Origin of the sequence: Pseudomonas sp. W2Jun17 (genome assembly GCF_023127795.1) — a bacterium.
Classification (GTDB): Bacteria; Pseudomonadota; Gammaproteobacteria; order Pseudomonadales; family Pseudomonadaceae; genus Aquipseudomonas; species Aquipseudomonas synxantha_A.
The window spans coordinates 1-22,555 of the sequence record NZ_SPKO01000008.1; the positions used below are offsets into that span (position 1 = coordinate 1).

At 60.7% G+C, this 22,555-nt stretch carries 20 protein-coding genes; 11 read left to right on the forward strand and 9 right to left on the reverse strand.

Annotated elements, in window-relative coordinates; translation table 11 throughout:
* Window positions 1-166 precede the first annotated feature (166 nt).
* From E4O98_RS06715 to E4O98_RS06725, 3 genes are read left to right on the forward strand one after another with little or no spacing between them, the layout of a single operon-like run.
* The gene (locus tag E4O98_RS06715; RefSeq protein WP_148853410.1) at window positions 167-826 is read left to right on the forward strand and encodes a paraquat-inducible protein A; all 660 of its coding nucleotides are present in this window, start codon (window positions 167-169) and stop codon (window positions 824-826) included.
* Window positions 813-1,436, forward strand: coding sequence for a paraquat-inducible protein A (locus tag E4O98_RS06720; RefSeq protein ID WP_032878056.1), 624 nt, complete (start codon window positions 813-815; stop codon window positions 1,434-1,436). The genes E4O98_RS06715 and E4O98_RS06720 overlap by 14 nt, the downstream gene beginning before the upstream one ends.
* Window positions 1,429-3,732, forward strand: coding sequence for an MlaD family protein (locus E4O98_RS06725; protein ID WP_248134504.1), 2,304 nt, complete (start codon window positions 1,429-1,431; stop codon window positions 3,730-3,732). Before E4O98_RS06720 ends, E4O98_RS06725 begins: the two co-directional genes overlap by 8 nt.
* Before the next feature lie 186 nt (window positions 3,733-3,918).
* Here E4O98_RS06725 and mksF read toward each other — a convergent pair whose 3' ends face one another.
* Genes mksF through mksB form a run of 3 tightly spaced genes read right to left on the reverse strand, consistent with a single transcriptional unit; the run spans window position 3,919 to window position 8,730 of the window.
* Window positions 3,919-6,759 carry an Mks condensin complex protein MksF gene (mksF, locus tag E4O98_RS06730; RefSeq protein WP_103734688.1) on the reverse strand — a complete coding sequence of 947 codons (2,841 nt, stop codon included), beginning with the start codon at window positions 6,757-6,759 and terminating at the stop codon, window positions 3,919-3,921.
* A complete protein-coding gene (gene mksE / locus E4O98_RS06735) occupies window positions 6,756-7,463 on the reverse strand; it encodes an Mks condensin complex protein MksE (protein ID WP_032878054.1) in 708 nt (235 codons plus the stop codon). Before mksE ends, mksF begins: the two co-directional genes overlap by 4 nt.
* Window positions 7,453-8,730, reverse strand: a complete 1,278-nt coding sequence (gene mksB, locus E4O98_RS06740) for an Mks condensin complex protein MksB (protein WP_005784507.1) — start codon at window positions 8,728-8,730, stop codon at window positions 7,453-7,455. The genes mksE and mksB overlap by 11 nt, the downstream gene beginning before the upstream one ends.
* Window positions 8,731-8,917: 187 nt before the next feature.
* On the opposite strand from mksB, the gene E4O98_RS06745 reads away from it, so the two are divergent.
* The gene (locus E4O98_RS06745) at window positions 8,918-9,664 is read left to right on the forward strand and encodes a hypothetical protein (RefSeq protein WP_050549356.1); all 747 of its coding nucleotides are present in this window, start codon (window positions 8,918-8,920) and stop codon (window positions 9,662-9,664) included.
* Entirely contained in the window at window positions 9,657-10,109 is a 453-nt protein-coding gene (rimI, locus tag E4O98_RS06750) for a ribosomal protein S18-alanine N-acetyltransferase (protein ID WP_003188286.1), read from the forward strand. The genes E4O98_RS06745 and rimI overlap by 8 nt, the downstream gene beginning before the upstream one ends.
* A gap of 58 nt (window positions 10,110-10,167) precedes the next feature.
* Here the strand turns inward: rimI and E4O98_RS06755 are convergent, their stop codons facing one another.
* Window positions 10,168-10,572 (reverse strand): hypothetical protein, encoded by a 405-nt coding sequence (locus E4O98_RS06755; protein ID WP_032878051.1) that lies wholly within the window; start codon window positions 10,570-10,572, stop codon window positions 10,168-10,170.
* 139 nt (window positions 10,573-10,711) lie between these two features.
* Here E4O98_RS06755 and can point away from each other — a divergent pair, with 139 nt between their 5' ends.
* Window positions 10,712-11,356, forward strand: a complete 645-nt coding sequence (can, locus tag E4O98_RS06760; protein ID WP_005784518.1) for a carbonate dehydratase — start codon at window positions 10,712-10,714, stop codon at window positions 11,354-11,356.
* On the opposite strand, the gene E4O98_RS06765 is transcribed toward can, so the two are convergent.
* The 3 genes from E4O98_RS06765 to acpA form a co-directional block, all read right to left on the reverse strand.
* Window positions 11,353-11,868 carry a hypothetical protein gene (locus E4O98_RS06765; RefSeq protein ID WP_032878050.1) on the reverse strand — a complete coding sequence of 172 codons (516 nt, stop codon included), beginning with the start codon at window positions 11,866-11,868 and terminating at the stop codon, window positions 11,353-11,355. The genes can and E4O98_RS06765 overlap by 4 nt on opposite strands.
* A gap of 137 nt (window positions 11,869-12,005) precedes the next feature.
* On the reverse strand, window positions 12,006-13,175 hold the full coding sequence (locus E4O98_RS06770) for a hypothetical protein (protein WP_032878049.1): 1,170 nt from the start codon (window positions 13,173-13,175) through the stop codon (window positions 12,006-12,008).
* A 119-nt stretch (window positions 13,176-13,294) separates the two neighbouring features.
* On the reverse strand, window positions 13,295-14,995 hold the full coding sequence (gene acpA, locus E4O98_RS06775) for an acid phosphatase (protein ID WP_032878048.1): 1,701 nt from the start codon (window positions 14,993-14,995) through the stop codon (window positions 13,295-13,297).
* 157 nt (window positions 14,996-15,152) lie between these two features.
* Here acpA and E4O98_RS06780 point away from each other — a divergent pair, with 157 nt between their 5' ends.
* Window positions 15,153-15,443: a nucleotidyltransferase family protein gene (locus E4O98_RS06780; protein ID WP_248134506.1), complete on the forward strand. Its 291-nt coding sequence runs from the start codon at window positions 15,153-15,155 to the stop codon at window positions 15,441-15,443.
* Complete coding sequence (locus E4O98_RS06785) at window positions 15,440-15,781, forward strand: DUF86 domain-containing protein (RefSeq protein ID WP_103734685.1); 342 nt, start codon at window positions 15,440-15,442, stop codon at window positions 15,779-15,781. Before E4O98_RS06780 ends, E4O98_RS06785 begins: the two co-directional genes overlap by 4 nt.
* Before the next feature lie 38 nt (window positions 15,782-15,819).
* Here the strand turns inward: E4O98_RS06785 and E4O98_RS06790 are convergent, their stop codons facing one another.
* Window positions 15,820-17,238, reverse strand: coding sequence for a TIGR00366 family protein (locus tag E4O98_RS06790; RefSeq protein WP_032878044.1), 1,419 nt, complete (start codon window positions 17,236-17,238; stop codon window positions 15,820-15,822).
* Between the two features lie 186 nt (window positions 17,239-17,424).
* Here E4O98_RS06790 and E4O98_RS06795 point away from each other — a divergent pair, with 186 nt between their 5' ends.
* Window positions 17,425-18,714 (forward strand): MFS transporter, encoded by a 1,290-nt coding sequence (locus E4O98_RS06795; RefSeq protein WP_248134508.1) that lies wholly within the window; start codon window positions 17,425-17,427, stop codon window positions 18,712-18,714.
* A gap of 3 nt (window positions 18,715-18,717) precedes the next feature.
* Here the strand turns inward: E4O98_RS06795 and E4O98_RS06800 are convergent, their stop codons facing one another.
* Window positions 18,718-20,088, reverse strand: coding sequence for a gluconate:H+ symporter (locus tag E4O98_RS06800; RefSeq protein ID WP_228309310.1), 1,371 nt, complete (start codon window positions 20,086-20,088; stop codon window positions 18,718-18,720).
* A gap of 217 nt (window positions 20,089-20,305) precedes the next feature.
* Here E4O98_RS06800 and E4O98_RS06805 point away from each other — a divergent pair, with 217 nt between their 5' ends.
* Complete coding sequence (locus E4O98_RS06805; RefSeq protein ID WP_032878042.1) at window positions 20,306-21,211, forward strand: cation diffusion facilitator family transporter; 906 nt, start codon at window positions 20,306-20,308, stop codon at window positions 21,209-21,211.
* A gap of 109 nt (window positions 21,212-21,320) precedes the next feature.
* The gene (locus E4O98_RS06810) at window positions 21,321-22,547 is read left to right on the forward strand and encodes a TolC family protein (RefSeq protein WP_248134510.1); all 1,227 of its coding nucleotides are present in this window, start codon (window positions 21,321-21,323) and stop codon (window positions 22,545-22,547) included.
* The last annotated feature ends 8 nt before the right edge of the window (window positions 22,548-22,555 follow it).

Here is a 22,555-nt window from a genome sequence, read left to right on the forward strand (position 1 = left end):
CCCTGTTTGCTAACGCAAACAGGGGTTTTGTTTTGGGCGGTCGAAAAGTGTCTGCCCTTGCCCCGTACCGCTGGCGTCCCTCAATCGCCCGACAAAATTGCACAGTTATTTCCGAGCCAGAGCACTAGAATAGCCACCTAACTATTTTAGAGTCAGAGCCCTATCTATGCCCGATCCGGTTGATGCCGTTGAGGTGTCGGATTTACCACTGGACGACCTGGTGGCATGCCATGAGTGCGATTTGCTGATGCGCAAGCCAACGCTCGCCCTTGGCGAAAAGGCCCAGTGCCCACGCTGTGGCTACGAGTTGTACGCTCACCGCCACAATGTGGTCGAGCGAAGCCTTGCTTTAGTACTTGCGGCACTGCTGCTTTACATCCCGGCGAACTTTTTGCCCATCATGCAGCTCAATCTACTCGGGCAGTCCTCGGAGGACACCGTATGGAGCGGCGTTGTTGGCTTATTCGATACCGGTATGCAAGGCGTTGCTGCCGTTGTGTTCTTGTGCAGCATGGGGATCCCCTTGCTAAAGCTGCTCTGCCAATTGGCAGTGTTGCTCAGCATCCGCTGGAACATCGGTCGCAGTTACGGGCTGTTGTTGTACCGCATCTACCACCATATGAAGGATTGGGGGATGCTGGAGGTCTACTTGATGGGCGTACTGGTGGCAATCGTAAAGCTCGCCGACATGGCCTCCATCACGATCGGCCTGGGTCTGGTCTGCTTCGTCAGTTTATTAATGGTTCAAGTTCTGCTTGAGGTGGTGATGTCACCCCATCAGATCTGGCAAGCACTGTCAGGAGAGGATGACCATGCGGGCGATTGATGCAGGCATTCTGATTTGTACCGAATGCCATGAATTGAACAAGCAAGAAGCGGATACCGACGAGCAACTCTGTACCCGTTGCGGCGCGTTGATCCATGCGCGTCGCCCCAATAGCCTCACCCGTACCTGGGCATTGCTGATCACCGCAGCAATCTTGTATATCCCCGCCAACCTGTTGCCCATCATGACTGTCAACTCCCTGGGTCAAGGCGACCCGAGTACCATCATGGCGGGTGTGATCCAGCTGGTGCAGCACGGCATGTTTCCTATCGCCGCCGTGGTGTTCATCGCCAGTATCCTGGTGCCTACATTCAAGTTGGTAGGCATCGGCCTGTTGCTGTTTTCGGTGCAGCGTCACCAACCGCTGTCCGCGCAACAACGCATTGTGATGTACCGCTTTATCGAATTCATTGGCCGCTGGTCCATGCTGGATATCTTCGTGATCGCCATCCTGGTGGCGGTCGTTAACTTTGGGCGACTTGCCAGTGTCGAGGCCAATCTCGGTGCTGCAGCGTTCGCCAGTGTGGTGATCTTGACGATGCTTGCCGCAGTAACTTTCGATCCCCGACTGATTTGGGATAACACGGAGTCGGACGACGACCATGAGTGATTTGCCTAAAGCTAAAACCCGCCCGGCCTCCAATTGGTCGGCTATTTGGGTGTTGCCCCTGATTGCCCTGATCATCGGTGGCTGGCTGGGGTGGCGCGCCTACTCCCAGCAAGGTCTTGAGATTCAGGTTCGCTTTGAGAGCGGCGAGGGTATTCAAGTCAACAAGACTGAAGTGGTCTACAAAGGCATGACCGTCGGCAAGGTCAAGACCCTGGCCCTGGATGACGAAGGCAGCAATCGCGGGGTGATCGCCACCATCGAGATGAACAAGGATGTAGAGCAGTATCTGAGGACCAACACCCGCTTCTGGTTGGTCAAGCCCAGCGTCAGCCTCGCCGGTATCACTGGCCTGGAGACCCTGGTTTCGGGTAACTACATCGCCGCCAGCCCGGGCGATGGTGAGCCCACGCGCAAGTTCAAGGCGCTGTCTGAAGAACCACCGTTATCCGACGCCAAGCCGGGCCTGCACCTGACGCTCAAGGCCGACCGCCTGGGCTCGCTGAACCGTGGCAGTCCGGTGTTCTACAAGCAGATTCAGGTCGGCCAGGTCAAAAGCTATCTGTTGTCCGAAGACCAGAGCATCGTTGAGATCAAGGTTTATATCGAGCCGACCTACGCCAGCCTGGTGCGCAAGCACACGCGTTTCTGGAACGCCAGCGGCATCAGTATCGACGCCAACCTCTCCGGGGTGAAGGTGCGCAGCGAATCGCTTTCCAGCATTGTGGCCGGTGGTATCGCCTTCGCCACGCCTGAGAATCGCCAAGACAGCCCACCCACCGACCCGAGCCTGCCTTTTCGCCTGTACGAGGACTTCGATGCCGCCGCAGCCGGCATCAAGGTCAAGGTCAAACTCACCGATTTCGAAGGCCTCCAGGCCGGGCGTACCCCGGTCATGTACAAAGGCATCCAGGTTGGTAGCCTGAAAACCCTGAAGATCGACCCGGACCTGTCCAGCGCCAGCGCCGAGTTGACCCTTGATCCTTTGGCCGAAGACTACCTGGTCCAGGACACGCAATTCTGGGTGGTCAAGCCGTCCATCTCCCTGGCAGGCATCACCGGCCTGGAAGCACTGGTCAAAGGTAACTACATCGCGATCCGCCCGGGTGACAAAGGCACCCCGCCACAACGTGAGTATGTGGCCCGCGCCAAGGCGCCGCCGTTAGACCTGCGCTCCCCCGGCCTGCACATGGTGCTGCTCACCGACAACCTGGGCTCGCTGGATGTCGGCAGCCCGATTCTGTACAAACAGGTCAAGGTGGGTTCGGTGCAGAGCTACCAGTTTTCACGCAAGAAGAAGCAACTCGTGATCGGCGTTCATATCGAGAAAGAGTATGAAGGCCTGGTCAACGGCTCGACACGTTTCTGGAACGCCAGCGGTGTCACTCTCACTGGTGGGCTCACCGGTGGCATCCAGGTCAAAAGCGAATCCCTGGCCAGCCTGATGGCCGGTGGTATCGCCTTCGAAACACCGGAGCCCAACGTTCCCCTGAAGCACCGTATCCCGCGCTTCCGTTTGTTCACCGACCGTGACGCCGCGAATCAGCATGGCACCCTGGTGACGATCAAGGTCGATCGTGCCGACGGCCTGCGCCCCGGTACAGCCGTACGCTTCAAAGGCCTCGATGTTGGCAAGGTCGAGAGTGTCGACCTCAGCGCCGACATGCAGTCCGTATTGCTGCGCGCCCGTATTACTCAGGTGGCTGATCGTATCGCCCGCGCAGGCAGCCAGTTCTGGGTGGTCAAGCCGGAGCTGGGCCTGATGAAGACCTCCAATCTTGAAACCCTGGTCACCGGGCAATACATCGAGGTGCAGCCTGCGGTGAAAAATGCCGGGCCGCAAAAAAACTTTGTTGCACTGGATCAGCCGCCGGAGGCTGTCCATCAGGAGCAAGGCCTGAGCCTGACACTCAGCGCCGCTCGCCGTGGTTCGCTCAAAGAAGGCGTGCCGGTCACTTACCGTGAAGTCACCGTGGGCAAGGTCACCGGCTATGAACTGGGCCAGACCGCCGACCGTGTGTTGGTGCATATCCTGATCGAGCCCAAGTACGCACCCCTGGTACGCAGTGGCAGTCGCTTCTGGAACACCAGCGGCTTCGGTCTCGACTTCGGCCTGTTCAAGGGCGCGACGGTGCGCACCGAGTCCCTGGAGACCTTGGTGGCCGGCGGTATCGCCTTTGCCACGCCGGATGGCGAACGCATGGGCAACCCGGCACGGCCACAGCAGACCTTCCCGTTGTTCGATAAGTTTGAAGATGAGTGGCTGACCTGGGCGCCCAAGATTCCACTCGGTAAATAAACCGATGCGCGGCCTTCGCGAGCAAGCCCGGCTCCCACAGGGATATGCATTTTCAGCAAGTATGCATTCCAACTGTGGGAGCCGGGCTTGCCCGCGATGAGGCCCACAAACACACCGCAAATCCCAAGCCGAAAAAAAGGCCGCGATCCAAAAGATCGCGGCCTTTTTGCATGTCAGCGCAACGCGTCAGACCTCATCCAGCTCCGGCTCATCGGCTTGCACATTCATCGTCGCCTTCACCACATCATGGCGACGGATGTATTTCCAGTCCGCCTCATCAATGTAGATTCCGTTCGGCCCGCTGCCGCCTTCCAGGTCGATCGCCACCTGGGCGGAGACCTGCGGCTTCACACTGGCCAGGATCGGCACGAAGCCCAGTTGCAAGCTGGTTTCCAGCAAGGCAGCCTGGTTCTTCTCATCAATGTCTGCAGCCTCATCGAGGTAATACGGCAAACGCACACGGCCGGCCTGGTCACGGTCCATCAAGTGCAACAACAAGTACATGTTGGTCAGCGCCTTGATGGTCATGGTGGTGCCGTTGGACGCGGCGCCATCGATGTCGGTATGAATCACCGGCTGACCGTGCACCTTGGTGATCTCGAACGCCAGTTCGAACAAGTCCTTGAGGCCCAGCTGGTTATGGTTGGCCGCAACGAGGCGCGCCAGGTATTCCTTGGCCTCTTCGTTCTTGTTGTCCTGCTCGGCGCTCTGGCTGAGGTCGAACACCGACAGCGTTTCGCCTTCTTCATACTGGCCAGCACTGTGGATGATCTGGTCGATATGCTTGAGGGCTTCCTTGTTCGGCGCCAGCACGATGCGAAAACTCTGCAGGTTGGAGACCTGGCGTTTGTTGATCTCGCGGTTGAATAACGCCAACTGGTGTTCAAGGCTGTCGTAGTCGCTACGGATATTGCGCAGGGTACGGGCAATATCGGTCACCGCTGCTCGGCGTGCCTTCCCCAGCGTCAACGCCTCATCGGTGCGGTGCGCGTAAGCGTTGATCAGCAGCTGCAGGCGACGCTCCATGTCATCTTCGCTGTCGAACTTGGCCACACCCTTGAGGCGCACCTGAGCGTACAGGGCTTCGATCTGGCCGTCGGCGCGCAGCAAGCCCTGCCAGCTATCCTGGTAGTCATTGAGCAGTGGCAGCAAGTTGTCCATGGAGTCGTCGACCGGGTCCATGAACGGCGTGCCGAACGGCAGGTCCGCCGGCAACAGCTGACGACGACGCAACGCATCATCCAGCGTGCGTTGCTTGGCTTCCATATCGCCGATCTGGCGGCCGACCAGTTGCAGCTTGGCCGATAATTGCTGGACGCGCTCGGTAAAGGCATCGCTGGAGCGCTTCAGCTCATCCTGGGCGGCTTCCATTTGCGCCAGGTTTTCCAGCTTCTCGCCTTCTTCTGCACTTAGGGTCTGGGTGCGGCGGAAATCTTCCAATGCCTTCTGAGCATCCAGCACCTGCTGATACAGCGCTTCGGTCTGGGTCTTGCTCGCCGCGCGGTCGGAAGCTACGGCGTGCTGGGTTTTGAGTTGCTTGAGTTCTTTTTCCAGGCGCTCCTTCTGGTCGCGCAATGCGGCGCGGTCGGCCAGGGCCTGCAACGCAGGCGGCTCGATGTGCGAGATGTCGATGGACAGCCCCGGCACTTCAAAGCGCTCGCCTTTGAAGCCATCGAGAATCTGCTCCAGGGATTTGACCCACTGGCCGTCCTCATCCAGCGTGATGCCGTGCTCACCCAAAGGCAGGCTGAACAACGAGCTGTTGAACAGGCGCATCAGACGTTCGACATCCTGTTGCGAGAACTCCTCGCGCAGCTTGGCATAGCTGTTGTTGTCGGCGTGATCGAGTTGCTGCCTGACCGACTTCAAGCGCTTTTCCAGGTCGCGCAGACGCTCGTCCAGGTCCTCGGCGCTGAACTGTCGCGACTGCGCCAATGCGCCCGCCAGTTCATCGTGGGCGTCCTTGGCGGCGAGCAACTGTTGCTCCAGCACCTTGACGTCATCCACCAGGGCAAAGCGATGCTTGAGTACCGACAGCTCGCCCAGCCAACGCTGGATACCGCTGATCTCCCGCTCCAGACGCATCAGTTCCTGAGTACCGCCACGCTGGTCGTTCTGCAGCGCGTCCTGCTCGTTGCGGTAGTGCTCGGCCTGGATGGTCAGCTCTTCCTTGCGCGCACTGGCGTAGTCCGACCAGGTGCCCAGCAACGAATCCAGCAGCGGTGACAGGCGATGCAGTTTGCCGCGCAAGGCGTCGCGTTGTTTCACGCCATTGGCCAACGCCTCGACCAACGGCCCGGCAGCCACCAGCGAGTTGTAGTCCTGCTCCATGCGTCGCACATCACGGAAGGCTTCTTCGCACGCAGCGATGTAGTCGACACTGCCTGAACGCAAGCTGTGTTCGAACGCGTCGAGGAACAGTTGCTTGAGCTTGGCCGCGGTGATTTCGCGCATGTGCAGCAGGTTGATAAACAACGCACGGAACGTCTTCAAGCTCTGTTCGCTGGTGGAGCGCAGCGGGATCAGGGTCAGATCCAGCGGGATCGACGTATGGCCGCCCACCAGCAAGCGCCGCAGTTCATCAGGCTTGAGTTCGTAGGCTTTGAGGCCCTCGCGCTCAAGGTTGGTAAACAGCTCTTTCTGACGCAGACAGGTGTCGTTTTTCTGGTAGTGAGCCAGGTCCAGCTTGCCCGCATAGGCAAAGAACTGGTGACCGAAACCGCCGCCCGGCCCGCGTCCGACCACGCCGATGACGTGCGGGCCGTGGGGCAGGGAGACTTCTACCAGGATGTAGCTGGTATCGGTGGCAAAGTAGAAGCGCCGCGATTGTTCCAGCGTGTACTTGCCGAAACTCATGTCCGACATGCGCGCCAGGATCGGGAACTGCAAGGCGTTGATGGATGCGGATTTACCCAGGTTGTTCGCGCCGTACACCGACAGCGGCTCTTCCAGCGGGAACAAGCCCAGGCTGTAACCGGCGGTGTTCAATAGGGCGAAGCGGCGGATGCCGTAACGTTCCTTACTCATACGTCGGTTTCCTGTTCTTCGGCAATGGCTCGGGCCAGGGCGTCTTCTTCGCTTTCCTCATCGAAGGCGCTAAGGTCCAGCGGGTCATCGGTCTTCAGCAGTTTTTCATCGCTGTCTTCGTCGATGATCACTGGCACCGGCAGCGGCAATACGCTGTGCACGCTGGCGGCGAGGTCGCGGTCCTGTTGCACCGACAGGCACACGTCGAGGAAACGGTGCATTGGTGGCAGGAAGCGGTAGATACCGTTGTCTTCGCTGGCAAAACCGAGTTGGGTCATGCGACGCATGATTTTTTCTTCGAGCTCTTCCTGGGTCTGCACTTCGGCCTGGATAAACAGGTCGCGGTACTTCTCCAGCAACGAAGGCAATTCGTCGCGCCCCAGGCTGCCGCCGTCGAGCACGGCAACCGGGTCGCGGCCCTGGTCGGCCAGGTGCTCGACGAGAATGAAGGTAAACAAGGCCAGGCGCTGGGCGGTCTTGTTGACCTGCGCGGCAGCCACGGCGGTGTCCGGGACGAAGTAGTAGAAACCGCGGGTATCGCATACCAGCTCAAAGCCCAAGGCCTTGAACAGCGTGCGGTACTGGTCCTGGAAGTTCGACAGCTGCGCGTACAGCTCCGGGTCGCGGCGGCTGACGTGGTAACCCTTGAACAGCTCGCGAAAAATCGGCGCCAGCTGGGACAGTTCGGATAGATCAAGATGCATAAGGGGTGCTCGCAGAATTCTCGGTGGCGTCAACGCCGGCCGGGAGCAGGGCGAAGGAGCGCAGGCTGACCTGATGCTCGTGGGTGTGGTAATCGCGACGTTCCAGGCGCTCGCGCTTGAAGCGTTTTTCCCGGGACAGGCGTGAAAACCAGTACAGCAATTCGTCGGTGGCGCCGTCGGGCTCCTGTTCCAGCAGCCAGGTCATCAGGTCCGGCATCGGCAGGGCGTCTTCGCAGCGCTCGAGCATTTCCTTGACCGTACGCGGCGCGCGCGGGGCTTCGCCCTTGTGGGATTTGTGCGCCTTGGGGAATCGCGCCGGTTTCGGCTCGAAATTGGCCAGGGCATACACATAAGCCTCGACCTGGCTGGCGCTGCCCAGGAAGGTGCTTTGCGGTCGGGTGAACATCGGCATCGCCGCTTGCGGCACCGCGTCCAGGCCTTTACGGCGAATCGCCGACAAGGCTAGCGCAGCGCCGCGAGTCACTGCGTTATGCCGGCGTGCTTCTTCGCGCAGCGGCAACAGCAGCTCGCGCGCATGGCGCAAGGTCAACTGGGCGCTGGTCTGCATTTCGAGGATGCGCGCGTGAGTGCGCAGCAGCATGTCGTCGTCCACCAGGTGGCCAAGACGCTGTTGCTCGGTGAGCATGCGCAGCAGCACGTTTTCCACCTTGCGCACGCCTTGCTCGAAGGCGCCGTCAGCGTTCACCAGCTGAATCATCGGCTCGACGTATTCGTCCCAGGTTGCCAACACCTCGGCGTAGCGCTGGCGCAACGGGATCTGGCGGTCGCTGGTCTTGGCGCGATCGGCCACGGCGGCGAGGGCCTGTTCGTCGTTGGCAAGTTTTTTCAGCACGTCGCGCACGCGCATATCCAGCAAGCGCAGTTGCCGGGCCAGGTCATGGCCGTCGCGGATGTCGAAGGCGTCCTGGATATAACCGGCCAGGCGCTCGAGGTGGCGCAGGTAGGCTTCGATTTCCAGGCACAGGCCAAGCCGGTGCTCCTTGCGAAGATAAGCGAGGAAGTCGTGGATCTGCGCGTTGAGCTCGAAACGGTTCGGGCTCTTGGCGACAGGTACCAGGATATCCAGGCGAATCCACACGTCCAGCAGGCTGGTAATGTCCTGGGGCGTGCTGTCCAGTTGTTGGGCGGCCAATTGTGCGCGCAGCTCGCTCAGGCTCAGGGTGCCTTGGTCGAAGTGTTCGCACAGAGGCTCAAGTAAGGCCCAGTGTTCGGCGAGGGCGCGCAGGACGCGCTTGGGTTCGATCATGGGAATGGCCGGCTGGTTGGCGATTAAAAGTCGCGATTGTACTGCATCAGGCGCGGGATTTATCCACAGCCGGTCAGTGCGCAGTGGGCGATTGTTGCCGAACAGCGGTAGAATCCCCGCTCTTTACTTATCCACAAGTGGCCGAGCTGTGCTTATCGAGTCCCGACGTCGCGCTTACTTGACCGCCATGCAGGTGGTCAACTGGCTGCCCCGCACCGAACTGCCGTTTGCCGCGCCGTCGCGGCCCGAGTTGTTGCAGGCGCTTGAGCCCTATGAGGCGTTCGAGTCGTCGGGGGAAGAGGCTGCCGCGCCCGTGGCGGTGGTCAAGCCCCCAGTCGAAACACGCCCGGTGGTCGAACGGGCAAAGATCGAAGTGCCACGCCCTGCGCCGGTGACCAAGGCTGCCAAGGTGGTGGAGGAGGCCGCGCCGGTGGTCAAGGCACCGGTAGTGCCGCCGCCCCGCTTTGCCCTGCAATTGCTGCGGGCCGGGCGTTGCCTGTTGCTGGTGGAACTGCCAACCGGCGAGCGCTTCCAGTCGCGCGACCCGGCCTACCTGCTGCTCAAGGACATGCTGCGCGCCGCCGGCCTGCCCGACAGCCCGCAAATCATCGGTGAGCCTGTGCGCTGGCCGCTGCTGGTACGCGGCACCATGGACCAGGGCCCGGAAGCTGCGCGGGATTTTGTCCAGGGCTTTGTCTCGGCGCGTCTGGAAGACGAACCCTGCGTGTGCCTGTGGCTGATCGGCTTGCCTGCCGTGCGGTTTGCCGGTGAAGCCAATGCCGAGGCCTGGTACCGCGAACTGCAGGTCGACAGCCTGGGTTCGGTATGGGCCCTGCCGGGTCTGGAATTATTAATGGAAGAGCCACAGCGTAAGGCTGATGTCTGGCAAGCCATGCGCCGGCTGATGGCGCGCTGGAAAACAACTGATGAGTGAGGCTTTATCCTTCCGCCCGATGACCGAGGCCGACCTCGACGCGGTGCTGAAAATCGAATACGCAGCGTTCAGCCATCCCTGGACGCGAGGGATCTTTCTCGACGGGCTGGGCAAGTACCAGATATGGCTGATGTTCGAAGGCGAGCAGCAAGTGGGCCATGGGGTGGTGCAGATCATTCTCGATGAGGCGCATTTGCTGAACATTACCGTCAAGCCGGAAAACCAGGGGCGCGGATTGGGTTTGGCGCTGCTGGAACACCTGATGTCCCGTGCCTACGCGGCCAACGCGCGGGAATGCTTCCTGGAAGTGCGGGACAGCAATACCGGGGCTTTTCGGTTATATGAGCGCTATGGCTTCAATGAGATTGGCCGTCGCCGGGATTATTACCCTGCTGTGGGTGGTCGCGAAGACGCGGTCGTCATGGCTTGCACCCTCGTCGACTAAATACCGGAACCAATGTGGGAGGGAGCAAGCCCCCTCCCACATTTTGAGCTGCGTTGTGTCAGCGTTTGCCGTTGAGCGGGTCCAGATCGGCCAGTTCGGCCTCATCCAGGCCATTTCCGCCACCAATATCCTCTTCACCAACAACACTCAGATCGTAGTCCGCCGGGCTGTCTTCTCCTTCCTCCCGAGCATCTCTGGCACCGTCCTCGTGAATCAGCGTTTCCGGGCTCATATCATCATCGGTTGATTCATGATCAGCGGTCGAGGCCCCGGTCATCCCGGCCTCTCGTACCCGTTCGTCGGGCATCAGCTGCTCGCGCTCGCCACGCGGGATTTCATCGCCGATTTCCGCTGTCTGGTCCTCTTCGTCAAAATCCAGCTCGCGCATCGAACCCATGCGGTCTTCGTTGTCGTCGATCGGTTCCGGCTGGGTTGCGCCGTAGGGACGTCGTGATTCAGTCATGGCCAGTCCTCATACTGTGGGGCTTATAGTGTGTGGACAGGCGCTGAGCCCCAAAGATTCAAGCTAATTTGCGCCAGGCGTGACCCGGACGAGGGGTTGTCAGTCACAAAACTGCGCATCATTCCTGAGGCTTTCCCTGATGAACGAACTACAAGACCTGCTTGATAACAACGAACGCTGGGCGGATGCGATCAAACAGGAAGATCCCGAATTCTTCGCCAAGCTCGCCCGCCAGCAAACCCCGGAATACCTGTGGATCGGTTGCTCCGACGCGCGGGTGCCGGCCAATGAGATCGTCGGCATGTTGCCCGGTGATCTGTTCGTGCACCGCAACGTGGCTAACGTGGTGCTGCACACCGACCTCAATTGCCTGTCGGTGATTCAGTACGCGGTGGACGTGCTCAAGGTCAAACACATCCTCGTCACCGGCCACTATGGCTGCGGCGGCGTGCGTGCGTCGATGCAGGACCGCCAGTTCGGCCTGATCGACGGCTGGCTGCGCACTATTCGTGATCTCTACTACGAGAACCGCGAACTGCTGGCTCAACTGCCAACTGAAGAAGAACGCGTCGACCGCATGTGTGAACTCAATGTGATCCAGCAGGTGGCCAATGTCGGTCACACCAGCATTGTGCAAAATGCCTGGCACCGTGGGCAGAGCCTGTCGATCCATGGCTGCATCTACGGCATCAAGGACGGTCGCTGGAAGAGCTTGAACACCACCATCAGTGGCTTCGAGCAACTGCCGCCGCAGTACCGCCTGCGTCCGTTGGGCGAAGCCTAGGACCTTTTGTTTTCGCGCCACCAGGCCAGGCCTTGGGCGTTCAACGGCTCTTTGCTGCCGGTGATCCAGCCCCGGCAGTTCAGCTCGCCGCAATGGCAAGCGAACTGCCGGTAAAGCGCGTCTTCAGTAATGGCGTAATCCAGGGTCAGCAGGCTGCCTGCGGTAATGGTGTTCAGGGTCCATAGTTCCATGTACGTGGTGTCCAGGAGCACGTTCGGCTTGCAGGAGTGCCGTATCAGGCCGCAGAACCATCTATCGTACAAGTGAATACGCGGCGACAGTTGCAGCGTATGCGCCCGGCGCTCGCTGACTGCGTAGCCTGAAACCAGAGCGATGCGTACTCGACTGTCAAAGTCGATGCGAGCCTTGATGCCACCCCGCTTGCCATTAGGGTATCGCACGACCTTGAATTGTGCGGTCGAGGGGTAACCCTGTTCCACCTGCAGCGTCTCAAAGGGGTAGAGGCAGTCATTCACTGCCGTTTTAGCCTTATCCATGGCTTGAGTCTTCATCACTCTCCTGAATTGGGCTGCATGGATCTGGGGTGTTCTGACTGCCAGTCTTGCAGCAAGTGGGCGCAAGCCAAGACTCGCCGAAGTTGAAGCCGGTTTCTACTGTCAGATCTGACAGTAGAAACCGCGGGTTCGCGTTAAAGCGCGGGAGAGGTAACAGTGGGGGGCGGCGCGGCGTTTTTCAGCTGCTTCAATTGCGCCTTGATAGGCGGTGTGGCGCACTTGGTATTGGCCTGCTCCGGGGTCAGGTTGCGCACCGAGGTGAAGAACAGCTCACAGGTCTGCTCCTTGCGTGTGACCTGCCAGGTATTCAAGCAGGCTTTGAGCAACACATTCGCATCGCTGGCGGGTTTCTGGCCCATGCCCGCTTGCCAGCAGGCCGCGCTTAAATCCTGCCCCATTACTTTCAATCCGGCCTCGTCGGCCTTTTGTTCATCGCCGTCATAGCTTGCCGGGTCCGCCGCGTACCAGATGTAGCTGGGGTGGTTGGCGCCCAGCACTGACACGCTCGTGCCTGGTGTCGGGCTGATCTGGGTCAGCTCCAGCACGCCGACGTTCTGACCGTATTGTTGCTTGAGCCAACTGCGCACCGGCGCGCCGAACGCCACCATCGGCAGTGAGCCGTTGGCGTGCAGGCTCAGTTCCTTGACCATGCGGGTCTGGTAGTCGGTGAAGTAGCTGTAGACGCTCTCGAGATCCTTGCCTGCGTTGGACGGTGCGGCGATGGGCGCGATATCGATGATGGTCTGGTAAGCCGGTGTCTCGCTGGCCGGGATGCCGTTGTCGGTAAGCAAGGCCGCCCAGCGGTCAGTGGTGGCCGACTCCAGGTAGTCCTGGGCCTGGGTGAGCGAGTAGTCCGGAGGAAAGTGCAGCAGTTCGATGCTCTTGCGGTTCTCCAGGGCCATGCCCAGCGGCAGGAACAGGTACCAGTTATAAGCCCACTTGCCATCGCTGTTGAGCCGGCTGGCCCCCTGGTAAGCGAGGTCGGCGGTATTGAGCAAGGTGGTCAGGGACTGGCCGTAGGTGTCCGGTACGCCGCTGAAATTCGCCCAGACCTGGCCATCGTGGGTTTTCACACTGACCCTGGCGCGGCCGTAGCCGTCACGCTGCAGGCTCTGGTTCAAGTAGTGCTCAGCGGTCTGCTCCAGCGTCCATGGCCGAAAGCAGATCACGTTGCAGTTATTGGGAAATGCGAATAACTGGGTGACGCGCTGCGTACTGCCCAGAGGCACCTCGATGTCGGCCTGTACGACCGCACTCACCAGCAGTGCGGCGAGGGTGAAGGACAGCCTGGTCGTTTTAAACATAGTTGGTTCCTTGTCAGCGACGCCCGTCTGCGCGGGATAAAAGCCCACCTGCACACAGTAGCGGCTGACCGGGAAAATCGCGTGTTAAATCGCCAGGCATGTCGTTATTGGATAAGCCTCTACGGGTGAAATTGCAAAGCGTTGGTCAGGTCGCCCATGGGCTTCTGGCCGCGGGCGATCATCGCGTCGTCACGCTGCTTGAGGCCGTCCAGAGTCTCCAATTGGAACACTCGGGTGATCAAACGCAGGATCGATGCAGTGTCGTACACCGTGTGGTCAACCGTGCCTTTGCGCGCAAACGGCGACACCACCAGGGCCGGCACCCGCGTGCCCGGGCCCCAGCGGTCACCCTTGGGCGGCGCGACGTGATCCCACCAGCCGCCGTTTTCATCGACGGTGACCACCACCACCATGTTTTTCCATTGCGGGCTCTCTTGCAGCACTTTCAGGGCGCGGGCGATATGGCGGTCGCCCGAGGCCACATCGGCATAACCGGCGTGCATGTTCAGGTTGCCCTGGGGTTTGTAGAAACTCACGGCCGGCAGCTTGCCGGCCTGGGCATCTGCGAAGAACTTGTTCGTGCTTGATTCATCCCCCAAGCCGCCGTCGCGCAGGCGTTTATCACGTTCCGCACGGTTTTGCGGACCTTGCTGCTTGAAGTAGTTGAACGGCTGGTGGTGGTACTGGAAGTTCGGGATCTTGGGGATCCCGCCCGAATCCTTGAACTGCTCCAGAGTGGCCTGCCACGCGCCGGCATACCAGGCCCAGTCAACGTTCTTTTTCGACAGCTTGTCGCCAATGTGCTCGTGGGTTTGCGGCACCAGCACATTGGGCAGGTCAGGCTTTGAGTAATCCGGGTTTTGCGGGTCGCGAATCCAGGTGGGCCAATACGGCGGGGCCAGGGTGTTTACGGCGTAACCGTCCGGGGTCAGCGCGCTGGGGCCGAACTGCGGCGGGCCGGTCATGGCGCTGGCCGGGGACGCGTCCAGCGGCTTGAGGCGCGTGTCGGTGGGGTCATCACTTTGCAGCGTGGCGATCTGCGCCTTGGCCACCGATTGCGCGGCATTGGGATAAACCGGCGCCGTGGCGCTGATCAGGTAGTGGTGGTTAAGAAACGAGCCGCCAAATGCGCCCTGGAAAAAGTTATCGCAGAGCACAAACTCCCTGGCAACGTCCCACAGGCGCAGAGAATAACGACTTTGGGCGTAATGGCCCATCACCAGGCCCCCGGCATCGCCCCAGGCGACAAAACCGTCGTTCTTGCCGCCGTTGATCTGCATCTGGTTTTGATAGAACACATGCCACAGGTCGCGGGTTACCAAGCTCAATGGCAGGTCTTCGGCGTTCGGGCCCTTGAGGGCAAACGGTGCGTTGGAAAGGTTTTCCTGGAATTGCACACCGCTGGGGTAGGTCACCCCGTCCACCGTTTGCGGGCCGACTTGCAACACACCGCCCCATGTGGGCGGCAGGCTGGCCAGCACACTACCGTCGCGGTCGCGCTGCCGGGTGTCAGTGGCGGATAACGCCGACAGTGGTTTTTCAAGCCCGGGGAAATCGGCAAACAGGTTGTTGAAGCTGCGGTTCTCGGCGTAGATCACCACCACGGTTTTAACCTGGTCGCTCAAGGCCTTGTCCAGTTCCTGGGGCGTGAGCGGCCTGGCTACCGGTGTGCTCGGCGCTTCGCTGGTATGGCCGCAGGCACTCAAAGTCGCGCCTACCCCCAACACCGCCGCACCGCCGAGGAAGCGCCGACGGCTGGTGTCGACCGGCGTTTTGGGGGCGGAGTCGGGGGTAGGGCGGTCGTTGTGCTCGTCACTCATTGCGGGGGGAGTCCTTGGCGAGATGTTGCAAGATATTTCGCAGGACGGTAGCAATGGAATGTGACGGAACGAAGACACACATGTGATGTGCGGGGCGTGTCTACACAGAGTAAGCGCTGCTAGACTGGGCTTCTAATGCACACCATCGAGGTGAGTCGTGAAACCTTCAACTGCACTTGATCTACAACGAGCAGCTGTCAGAGAAGTGATAGGACGTTTCCAAATATCAAACCCGAGAGTATTTGGGTCTGTATTAACGGGTACCGACCAAGAAGGCAGTGATCTTGATTTGTTGGTTGATGCGCCACCGGGGACAACTCTTTTTGATCTTGGCGGGTTGCAGGTCGAGCTTGAGGACTTGTTAGGCGTCAATGTCGACCTGTTGACGCCTGGCGACTTGCCTTTGAAATTTCGCGCCAAGGTGTTGGCTGAGGCCCGTCCTGTATGACAGAAAATCGCTTAGGGGATTATCTGGAGCACATAAGGCAAGCTGCCACTGACGCTATCACTTTTGTAGAGGGCTTGAGCAAAGAAGAGTTTTTGGAGGACCGGCGAACACAACAAGCTGTGGTCATGAGCCTGATCATCGTTGGTGAAGCGTCGACGAAAATCATGGATCAGCATCCGGACTTCGCGGCACGCCATTCACATATTCCTTGGCGCAATATGCGAGCGATGCGCAACCGAATCGCTCATGGTTACTTCGATATCAACTTGGATGTTGTTTGGGACACGATACAGAGTGCATTACCTGATCTATTGGCACGCCTTCCTGTAAATCCTTGACCGCAGCTGTTCTACCAACAGTTGCGGTCACCCGTTATTCAGGGCATCACAGGCGGCAAATACTTCAACGTCGTCCCCAGCGCCCACAACAAGAACAACACCAGCGGCGTGTGCACCAACAACTGCACAAACGAAAACCCGATCAAGTCCCGCGCCTTCAGCCCCAACACCCCCAGCAGCGGCAGCATATAGAACGGGTTGATCAAGTTCGGCAGTGCCTCGGCGGCGTTGTAGATCTGCACCGCCCAGCCCAGGTGGTATTGCAGGTCATTGGCCACTTGCATCACATAGGGCGCCTCGATAATCCACTTGCCGCCACCCGATGGGATGAAGAAGCCCAGCACCGCCGAATACACGCCCATCAGCAGCGCGTAGGTGTCGTGGGAGGCGATGGAGGTGAAGAACGTCGAGATATGGTGCGCCAGGGTCTGGCCGTCACCGCCCTTGACCACCGTCATCAGTGCGGCAATCGAGCCGTACAGCGGGAACTGGATCAGCACGCCGGTGGTGGTCGGCACCGCACGGGCCACGGCATCGAGGAAGCTGCGCGGGCGCCAGTGCAGCAGGGCGCCGACCATGATGAACAGGAAGTTATAGGTGTTGAGCCCCGAGATGGCGCTGATCGCCGGCTTGGTTGAGAACTCATGGAACAGCCAGCCGGCTGCCAGCAATGCCAGCAATATCGTCAGCAACGGGCTGTGTTCCAGCCATTCGCCAGGACGCGTCGGCGGTTGTGGCTTGGGCAGGTTAAAGGCCGGGTCGACGCCGCAGGCCTTGGCATCCCGGGCACTGTTGGGGCCTGGCGCGGTGGCGTAGGCGATGATCAGCGACACCACGATCAGCGCCAGAAGCAGCACACCGGATTGCCACAGGAAGATCGTTTCGGTGAACGGGATCATCCCGGTGATCGACAGGATCGACGGCGGCAAGCTGGCCGGGTTGGCCTGCAACTGCGCGGCTGACGACGATAGCCCCAACGCCCACACGGCACCGAGGCCCAGGTATGCTGCAGCGCCGGCGGCGCGGTAGTCCATGCGCAAATCGGTACGACGGGCCAACGCCCGCACCAGCAAACCGCCGAACACCAGGGACAAGCCCCAGTTGAGCAACGATGCCACCATGGAAATCAACGCCACCCAGGCTACCGCCGAACGACCGTTCTTGGGGATGCGCGCCAAGCGGTCGATCAACTTCACCGCGGGCGGCGAGCTGGCGACTACATAGCCGCCGATCACCACAAACGCCATCTGCATGGTGAACGGAATCAGGCTCCAGAACCCGTCGCCAAATGCCTTGGCCGCTTCGGCGGGCGCTGCGCCCATGCCCAGGGTCGCCACGGCGACGATAATCACCGCGAGGGCGGCAAACACCCAGGAGTCGGGAAACCAGCGCTCGGCAAAATTGGAACAACGCAGAGCAAATCGAGCGTAACGGCTTTCTTCGATAGCATCGGCCATGAAGCTTTCCTCTTGTATTTATTATGGGGTTTGGCAGTTTTACGGCATGTTCCTCTACCCCCATTGATTTTGGAATGTAGTTATCTTCAACGATCAATGAGTAAAACAAATATATCCGTCGTGATTGCCTTCAATGGGTTCAGCTCATAACCTGCACGCCATTTTGTTTGTCTGCCGAGCCTGCACATGACTGCCACCTTTTCCCCACGGGCGCAGCGTTTTTCCCGCTCCGACTACAAAACCCTGGGCCTGGCCGCCCTCGGTGGAGCCCTGGAAATCTACGACTTCATTATTTTTGTGTTTTTCGCGCTGACCCTCAGCCAATTATTTTTCCCCCCGGAAATGCCTGAGTGGCTGCGCCTGTTGCAAAGCTTCGGCATCTTCGTTACTGGCTACCTCGCCCGTCCGCTGGGCGGCATCCTGATGGCGCACTTTGCCGACCACCTGGGGCGCAAGCGCGTATTCAGCTTGAGCATCCTGATGATGGCCTTGCCCTGCCTGCTGATCGGCATCATGCCGACCTACGCGCAGATCGGCTATTTCGCACCCTTGATCCTGCTGGCGCTGCGCGTGCTGCAAGGTGCCGCAGTGGGCGGCGAAGTGCCCAGCGCCTGGACCTTCGTCGCCGAGCACGCGCCGCGCCATCACCGTGGCTACGCCTTGGGCTTCCTGCAAGCCGGCCTGACCTTCGGTTACCTGCTGGGCGCATTGACTGCCACCTTGCTGGCGCAAGTCTTCACCCCCGCCGAAATCCTCGACTACGCCTGGCGCTTGCCCTTCCTGCTCGGCGGCGTATTCGGCGTGATTGGCGTATGGCTGCGTCGCTGGCTCAGCGAAACCCCGGTGTTCCTCCAAATGCAGGCGCGTCGCCAGGCCGCCGCCGAAATGCCATTGCGCACCGTGCTGCGCGAGCATCGCGCCGTGCTGTTGCCGGCCATGATCCTCACCTGCGTACTCACCTCAGCCGTGGTGGTGCTGGTGGTCATCACCCCGACCATGATGCAGAAAACCTTCGGCATGAGCCCCAGCCACACCTTCGCCCTGAGCGCGTTGGGCATCGTTTTCCTGAATATCGGCTGCGTCCTCGCCGGCTTGCTCGTGGACCGCATCGGCGCCTGGCGCGCGGTGCTGGTCTACAGCCTGTTGCTGCCGGTAGGGATTTTTATCCTGTATGCCAGCCTGATCAGCGGCGGTGTGTGGCTGGGCGCGGCGTACGCCGTGGCAGGCTTGAGCTGCGGGGTGGTGGGCGCGGTGCCGTCGGTGATGGTCGGTCTGTTCCCGGCGCAGGTGCGGGTATCGGGGATTTCCTTCACCTACAACATTGCCTATGCGCTGTGGGCGAGTACTACGCCGCTGCTATTGATCGCGCTGATGCCGACCAGCCCGTGGGTCTGCGTGGGGTATTGCGTGGTGATGGGGGCGGTGGGAGTGGGAAGTGTGGCGTTGTTTGGCAAACGCCACACCTTGGCCGCCTGAAGTTCAGGTCAAGAAGTGCCAGAGCAACAAGGTACCCACCAGCCCAACCACCGAAACAATCGTCTGCAACACCGACCACACCCAGATCGTCTGTTTCAACTGCAAGCCAAAGTACTCGCGCACCATCCAGAACCCGGCGTCGTTGACGTGGCAAAAAAACACCGAACCGGCGCCAATCGCGAGGGCGACCAATGAGCTTTGCGTTGCCGCCAGCCCGGCCATCATCGGCGCGAGGATGCCCGCCGTCGTAGTGGTAGCGACGGTGGCCGAGCCGGTGGCTTGGCGCAGGGCCACGGCGATCAGCCAGGCCAGCAACAGGTAGGGCATGTGCGCGCCTTCGGCGACCTTGCTGATGGTCTGGCTGACGCCTGCGTCCAGCAGGGTTTGCTTGAGGCCGCCACCAGCGCCGATGGTCAGCAGCAACACGGCGATGGGCGCCAGGGCTTTGCGCAGGGTGTTGCCGACGTCGGCGCGTGGCATGCCTGCGGCCCAGCCGAGGCAAATCACTGCGGCGATGACGGCCAGGCCGAGAGCGATCAGCGGTTCACCGAGGAACTTCAAGGTCAGGCCGAGGGGGCTTTCTGGCGCCAGCGCGACTTTGGCCAGCGTGCTGCCGAGCATCAGGATCACCGGCAACAGAATGATCAGCAACGACACCCCAAAGCTCGGCTGGCGCGGAGCCTTGGGCGGTGCGCTGAACAGCGCGCCAATCTCGGCCGGTTCGTCCACATGCAGGCGCTTGGACAACCAATTGCCGTAGAGCGGCCCGGCCAGGATCACCGCCGGTACCGCCAGGCACAAACCCAGCAACATGGTCAGGCCCAGGTCGGCGTGCAACGCACCCACGGCAATCAGCGGCCCCGGATGCGGCGGCATCAGGGCGTGCAGGGTGGTCATGCCCGCCAATGCCGGGATGGCGATTTTCAGCAGCGGCTGGTTCGAGCGCTTAGCCATCACAAAGATGATCGGCACCATCATCACCAGGCCCACTTCAAAGAACAGCGGCAGGCCGATCACCATGGCGACCAGCGCCATCACCCACGGCAATGACTTGCCTTTGCCCAGCCCAAGCAAGGTAGTGGCGATACGGTCGGCTGCACCGGATTCGGCCATCAGCGCGCCGAGCATTGCGCCCAGGGCAATGATAATACCGGCCTCACCCAGAATCGCCCCGGCGCCCTTGCTGAACGCTTTGGCCACTTCCTCTGGTGGTAGACCGGCACCCACACCGGCGATAAAGGTGCCGATCAGAATCGACAGGAACGGCGGCAATTTGGTCGCGCTGATCAGCACGATGATGCTCGCGATGGCCAGCAGGACGCAGAGCATAAGACGGGTGTCGTGAACCATCCACGCGGCAGTCGATAACTCCAAAACGGAACTCCTTATCGAGCAGGTTGGCTAATATGTTTCTTTTTGTTTCGGCTTGAAAAGCATACCTGATAGAACTGCCCCAGCGTGTCCATGAACGATTTTGGTGCGCTCAACGCTAACGACGTTCTGGCGTGCAGATGACAATTTTGCAAACCATGCCCGTGGATCTGGCCTATAGCTCTATGATCCGTTTCCTCCCAACCCACAAGGACATCCCATGAGCGCAGGACACAGCCACGCCCAAGTACGCGCCGGCCACGAACGCAAGTTGTGGATCGCCCTGGGGCTGACCGGCAGCTTCATGCTGGCCGAAGTCATCGGCGCCTTTATCACCGGCAGCCTGGCACTGTTGTCGGACGCGGCGCACATGATGACCGACGCCCTGGCCCTGGCGATTTCCCTGGTGGCGATCCAGGTCGCCAAGCGCCCGGCAGATCGCAAGCGCACCTTCGGGTATGCGCGGTTCGAGATTCTGGCGGCTGCGTTCAATGCATTGCTGCTGTTCGCCGTGGCGTTCTACATCTTGTACGAGGCTTACCTGCGGCTGCAGACGCCCGCCGAGATCCAGTCCACCGGCATGTTGGTGATTGCGCTGCTGGGGCTGGTCGTCAACCTGATCTCCATGCGCCTGCTCAGCGCGGCCAGCGGCGAGAGCCTTAACGTCAAGGGTGCCTATCTGGAAGTCTGGAGCGACATGCTCGGCTCCGTCGGCGTGATCATTGCCGCGCTGGTGATCATGTTCACCGGCTGGGGGTGGGTCGATTCCGTGGTCGCGGCCGCCATCGGCTTTTGGGTATTGCCGCGCACCTGGACCCTCCTCAAGGCGAGCATGAACATCCTGCTGCAAGGTGTGCCGGAAGGCGTCGATATCGAGCAGGTGGAGCAGGCCATCCGCAGCGTGCCTGGGGTCAGGGACGTGCACGACCTGCACATCTGGGCCCTCACCAGTGGCAAGAATGTGCTGAGTACGCATTTGGTCGCGGATGCATCCCAGGGCACTGAGCAGCAGATCCTCAGCCGAGTGACGGAGTTACTGCACGAGCAATTCGATATTTCCCATGCCACGATCCAGGTCGAGGGCGAGGGTTTTCAGCATGACGATCACGACGACGTGCATGCCTGAGCCTGGCTAACGGATTTGTAATCTTTCACCCACGGCCCTGATAAGTACCGACAGCTACATTGCCCCCGCTGGGACACCTCAGCGACTTCATGGGCGTGGAACTCTCGTTATGGCAATTTCCGTTAGAACACTGTTGGGGGCGGCAGCATTGGCATTGTGGATATCCGCAAACGCCGCCCAGGCACAACCCCTCACCCTCGATGCAGCGCTGCAAACCGCCTTCGCCAACAACCCGGACCTGGCGGCCGCACAATGGGAAATCGACATCGCCCAGGGCGGCCGCCAGCAGGCCGGCTTGATCCCCAACCCGGTGGCCTCCTGGGATGCCGAAGACACCCGCCGCAACAGCCGCACCACCAGTATCAAACTCAGCCAGACCCTGGAACTGGGCAGCAAGCGCGGTGCGCGCATCGAGGTGGCCACCCGCGCCCAGGACGCCGCCGCGCTGACCCTGGAGCAGCGCCGTAACCTGTTGCGCGCCGAGGTCATCGACAGCTACTACGGCGCCCTGCGCGCCCAGGAGCGCCTCGACCTGGCGCAACGCTCCATGACGCTTGCCGAGCGCGGCCTGGTGGTCGCCAACGGGCGTGTCACCGCCGGCAAGTCATCACCGGTGGAAGCTACCCGCGCCCAGGTGCAGGTGTCGGAAATCCGCCTGGAATTGAACCGCGCACAGATTGGCCTCACTGATGCCTACCGTCGCCTGGCCACCAGCACCGGCAGTGCGGCCACCGACTTCCAGGCCGTCGCCACGCCAAACACCTCCGCGCCGGCGTTACCCGCCGCCGCGCCATTGCTGGCACGTCTTGAGCAAACCGCCGAACTGCGCCTGGCCGAACTGAACATTGTGCAGAACGAAGCCAGCGTGGGCCTGGAAAAAGCCCAGCGCATTCCGGACCTGGATGTGTCCATTGGCAGCCAGTACGACGCCAGCGTGCGCGAGCGGGTCAACCTGGTGGGCGTGTCGATGCCGATCCCGCTGTTCAACCGCAACCAGGGCAACATCCTCGCGGCCACTCGACGCGCCGACCAGGCCCGCGACCTGCGCAACGCCGCCGAGCTGCGCCTGCGCACCGAAACCCGCCAGGCCCTGGACCTGTGGCAAACGGCGAACACCGAAGTGCGTGCGTTCAACCAACAGATCCTGCCTGCCGCACAGAGCGCGGTAGACAGCGCCACCCGTGGTTTCGAGATGGGCAAGTTCAGCTTTCTCGACGTGCTCGACGCCCAGCGTACCTTGATCGCGGCCCGCACCCAGTACCTCGCGGCGACGGCCCAGGCCACCGACGCCTGGGTGCGTATCGAACGAATTTACGGCGACCTCGCCCGGTTTTGATTTTTCCT

Excerpts from the sequence above, each read along its gene's own strand:
- E4O98_RS06715 (WP_148853410.1), top strand. The coding sequence starts at position 167 with ATGCCCGATCCGGTTGATGCCGTTGAGGTGTCGGATTTACCACTGGAC.
- E4O98_RS06720 (WP_032878056.1), top strand. The coding sequence starts at position 813 with ATGCGGGCGATTGATGCAGGCATTCTGATTTGTACCGAATGCCATGAA.
- E4O98_RS06725 (WP_248134504.1), top strand. The coding sequence starts at position 1,429 with ATGAGTGATTTGCCTAAAGCTAAAACCCGCCCGGCCTCCAATTGGTCG.
- mksF (WP_103734688.1), bottom strand. The coding sequence starts at position 6,759 with ATGAGTAAGGAACGTTACGGCATCCGCCGCTTCGCCCTATTGAACACC.
- mksE (WP_032878054.1), bottom strand. The coding sequence starts at position 7,463 with ATGCATCTTGATCTATCCGAACTGTCCCAGCTGGCGCCGATTTTTCGC.
- mksB (WP_005784507.1), bottom strand. The coding sequence starts at position 8,730 with ATGATCGAACCCAAGCGCGTCCTGCGCGCCCTCGCCGAACACTGGGCC.
- E4O98_RS06745 (WP_050549356.1), top strand. The coding sequence starts at position 8,918 with ATGCAGGTGGTCAACTGGCTGCCCCGCACCGAACTGCCGTTTGCCGCG.
- rimI (WP_003188286.1), top strand. The coding sequence starts at position 9,657 with ATGAGTGAGGCTTTATCCTTCCGCCCGATGACCGAGGCCGACCTCGAC.
- E4O98_RS06755 (WP_032878051.1), bottom strand. The coding sequence starts at position 10,572 with ATGACTGAATCACGACGTCCCTACGGCGCAACCCAGCCGGAACCGATC.
- can (WP_005784518.1), top strand. The coding sequence starts at position 10,712 with ATGAACGAACTACAAGACCTGCTTGATAACAACGAACGCTGGGCGGAT.
- E4O98_RS06765 (WP_032878050.1), bottom strand. The coding sequence starts at position 11,868 with ATGAAGACTCAAGCCATGGATAAGGCTAAAACGGCAGTGAATGACTGC.
- E4O98_RS06770 (WP_032878049.1), bottom strand. The coding sequence starts at position 13,175 with ATGTTTAAAACGACCAGGCTGTCCTTCACCCTCGCCGCACTGCTGGTG.
- acpA (WP_032878048.1), bottom strand. The coding sequence starts at position 14,995 with ATGAGTGACGAGCACAACGACCGCCCTACCCCCGACTCCGCCCCCAAA.
- E4O98_RS06785 (WP_103734685.1), top strand. The coding sequence starts at position 15,440 with ATGACAGAAAATCGCTTAGGGGATTATCTGGAGCACATAAGGCAAGCT.
- E4O98_RS06790 (WP_032878044.1), bottom strand. The coding sequence starts at position 17,238 with ATGGCCGATGCTATCGAAGAAAGCCGTTACGCTCGATTTGCTCTGCGT.
- E4O98_RS06795 (WP_248134508.1), top strand. The coding sequence starts at position 17,425 with ATGACTGCCACCTTTTCCCCACGGGCGCAGCGTTTTTCCCGCTCCGAC.
- E4O98_RS06805 (WP_032878042.1), top strand. The coding sequence starts at position 20,306 with ATGAGCGCAGGACACAGCCACGCCCAAGTACGCGCCGGCCACGAACGC.
- E4O98_RS06810 (WP_248134510.1), top strand. The coding sequence starts at position 21,321 with ATGGCAATTTCCGTTAGAACACTGTTGGGGGCGGCAGCATTGGCATTG.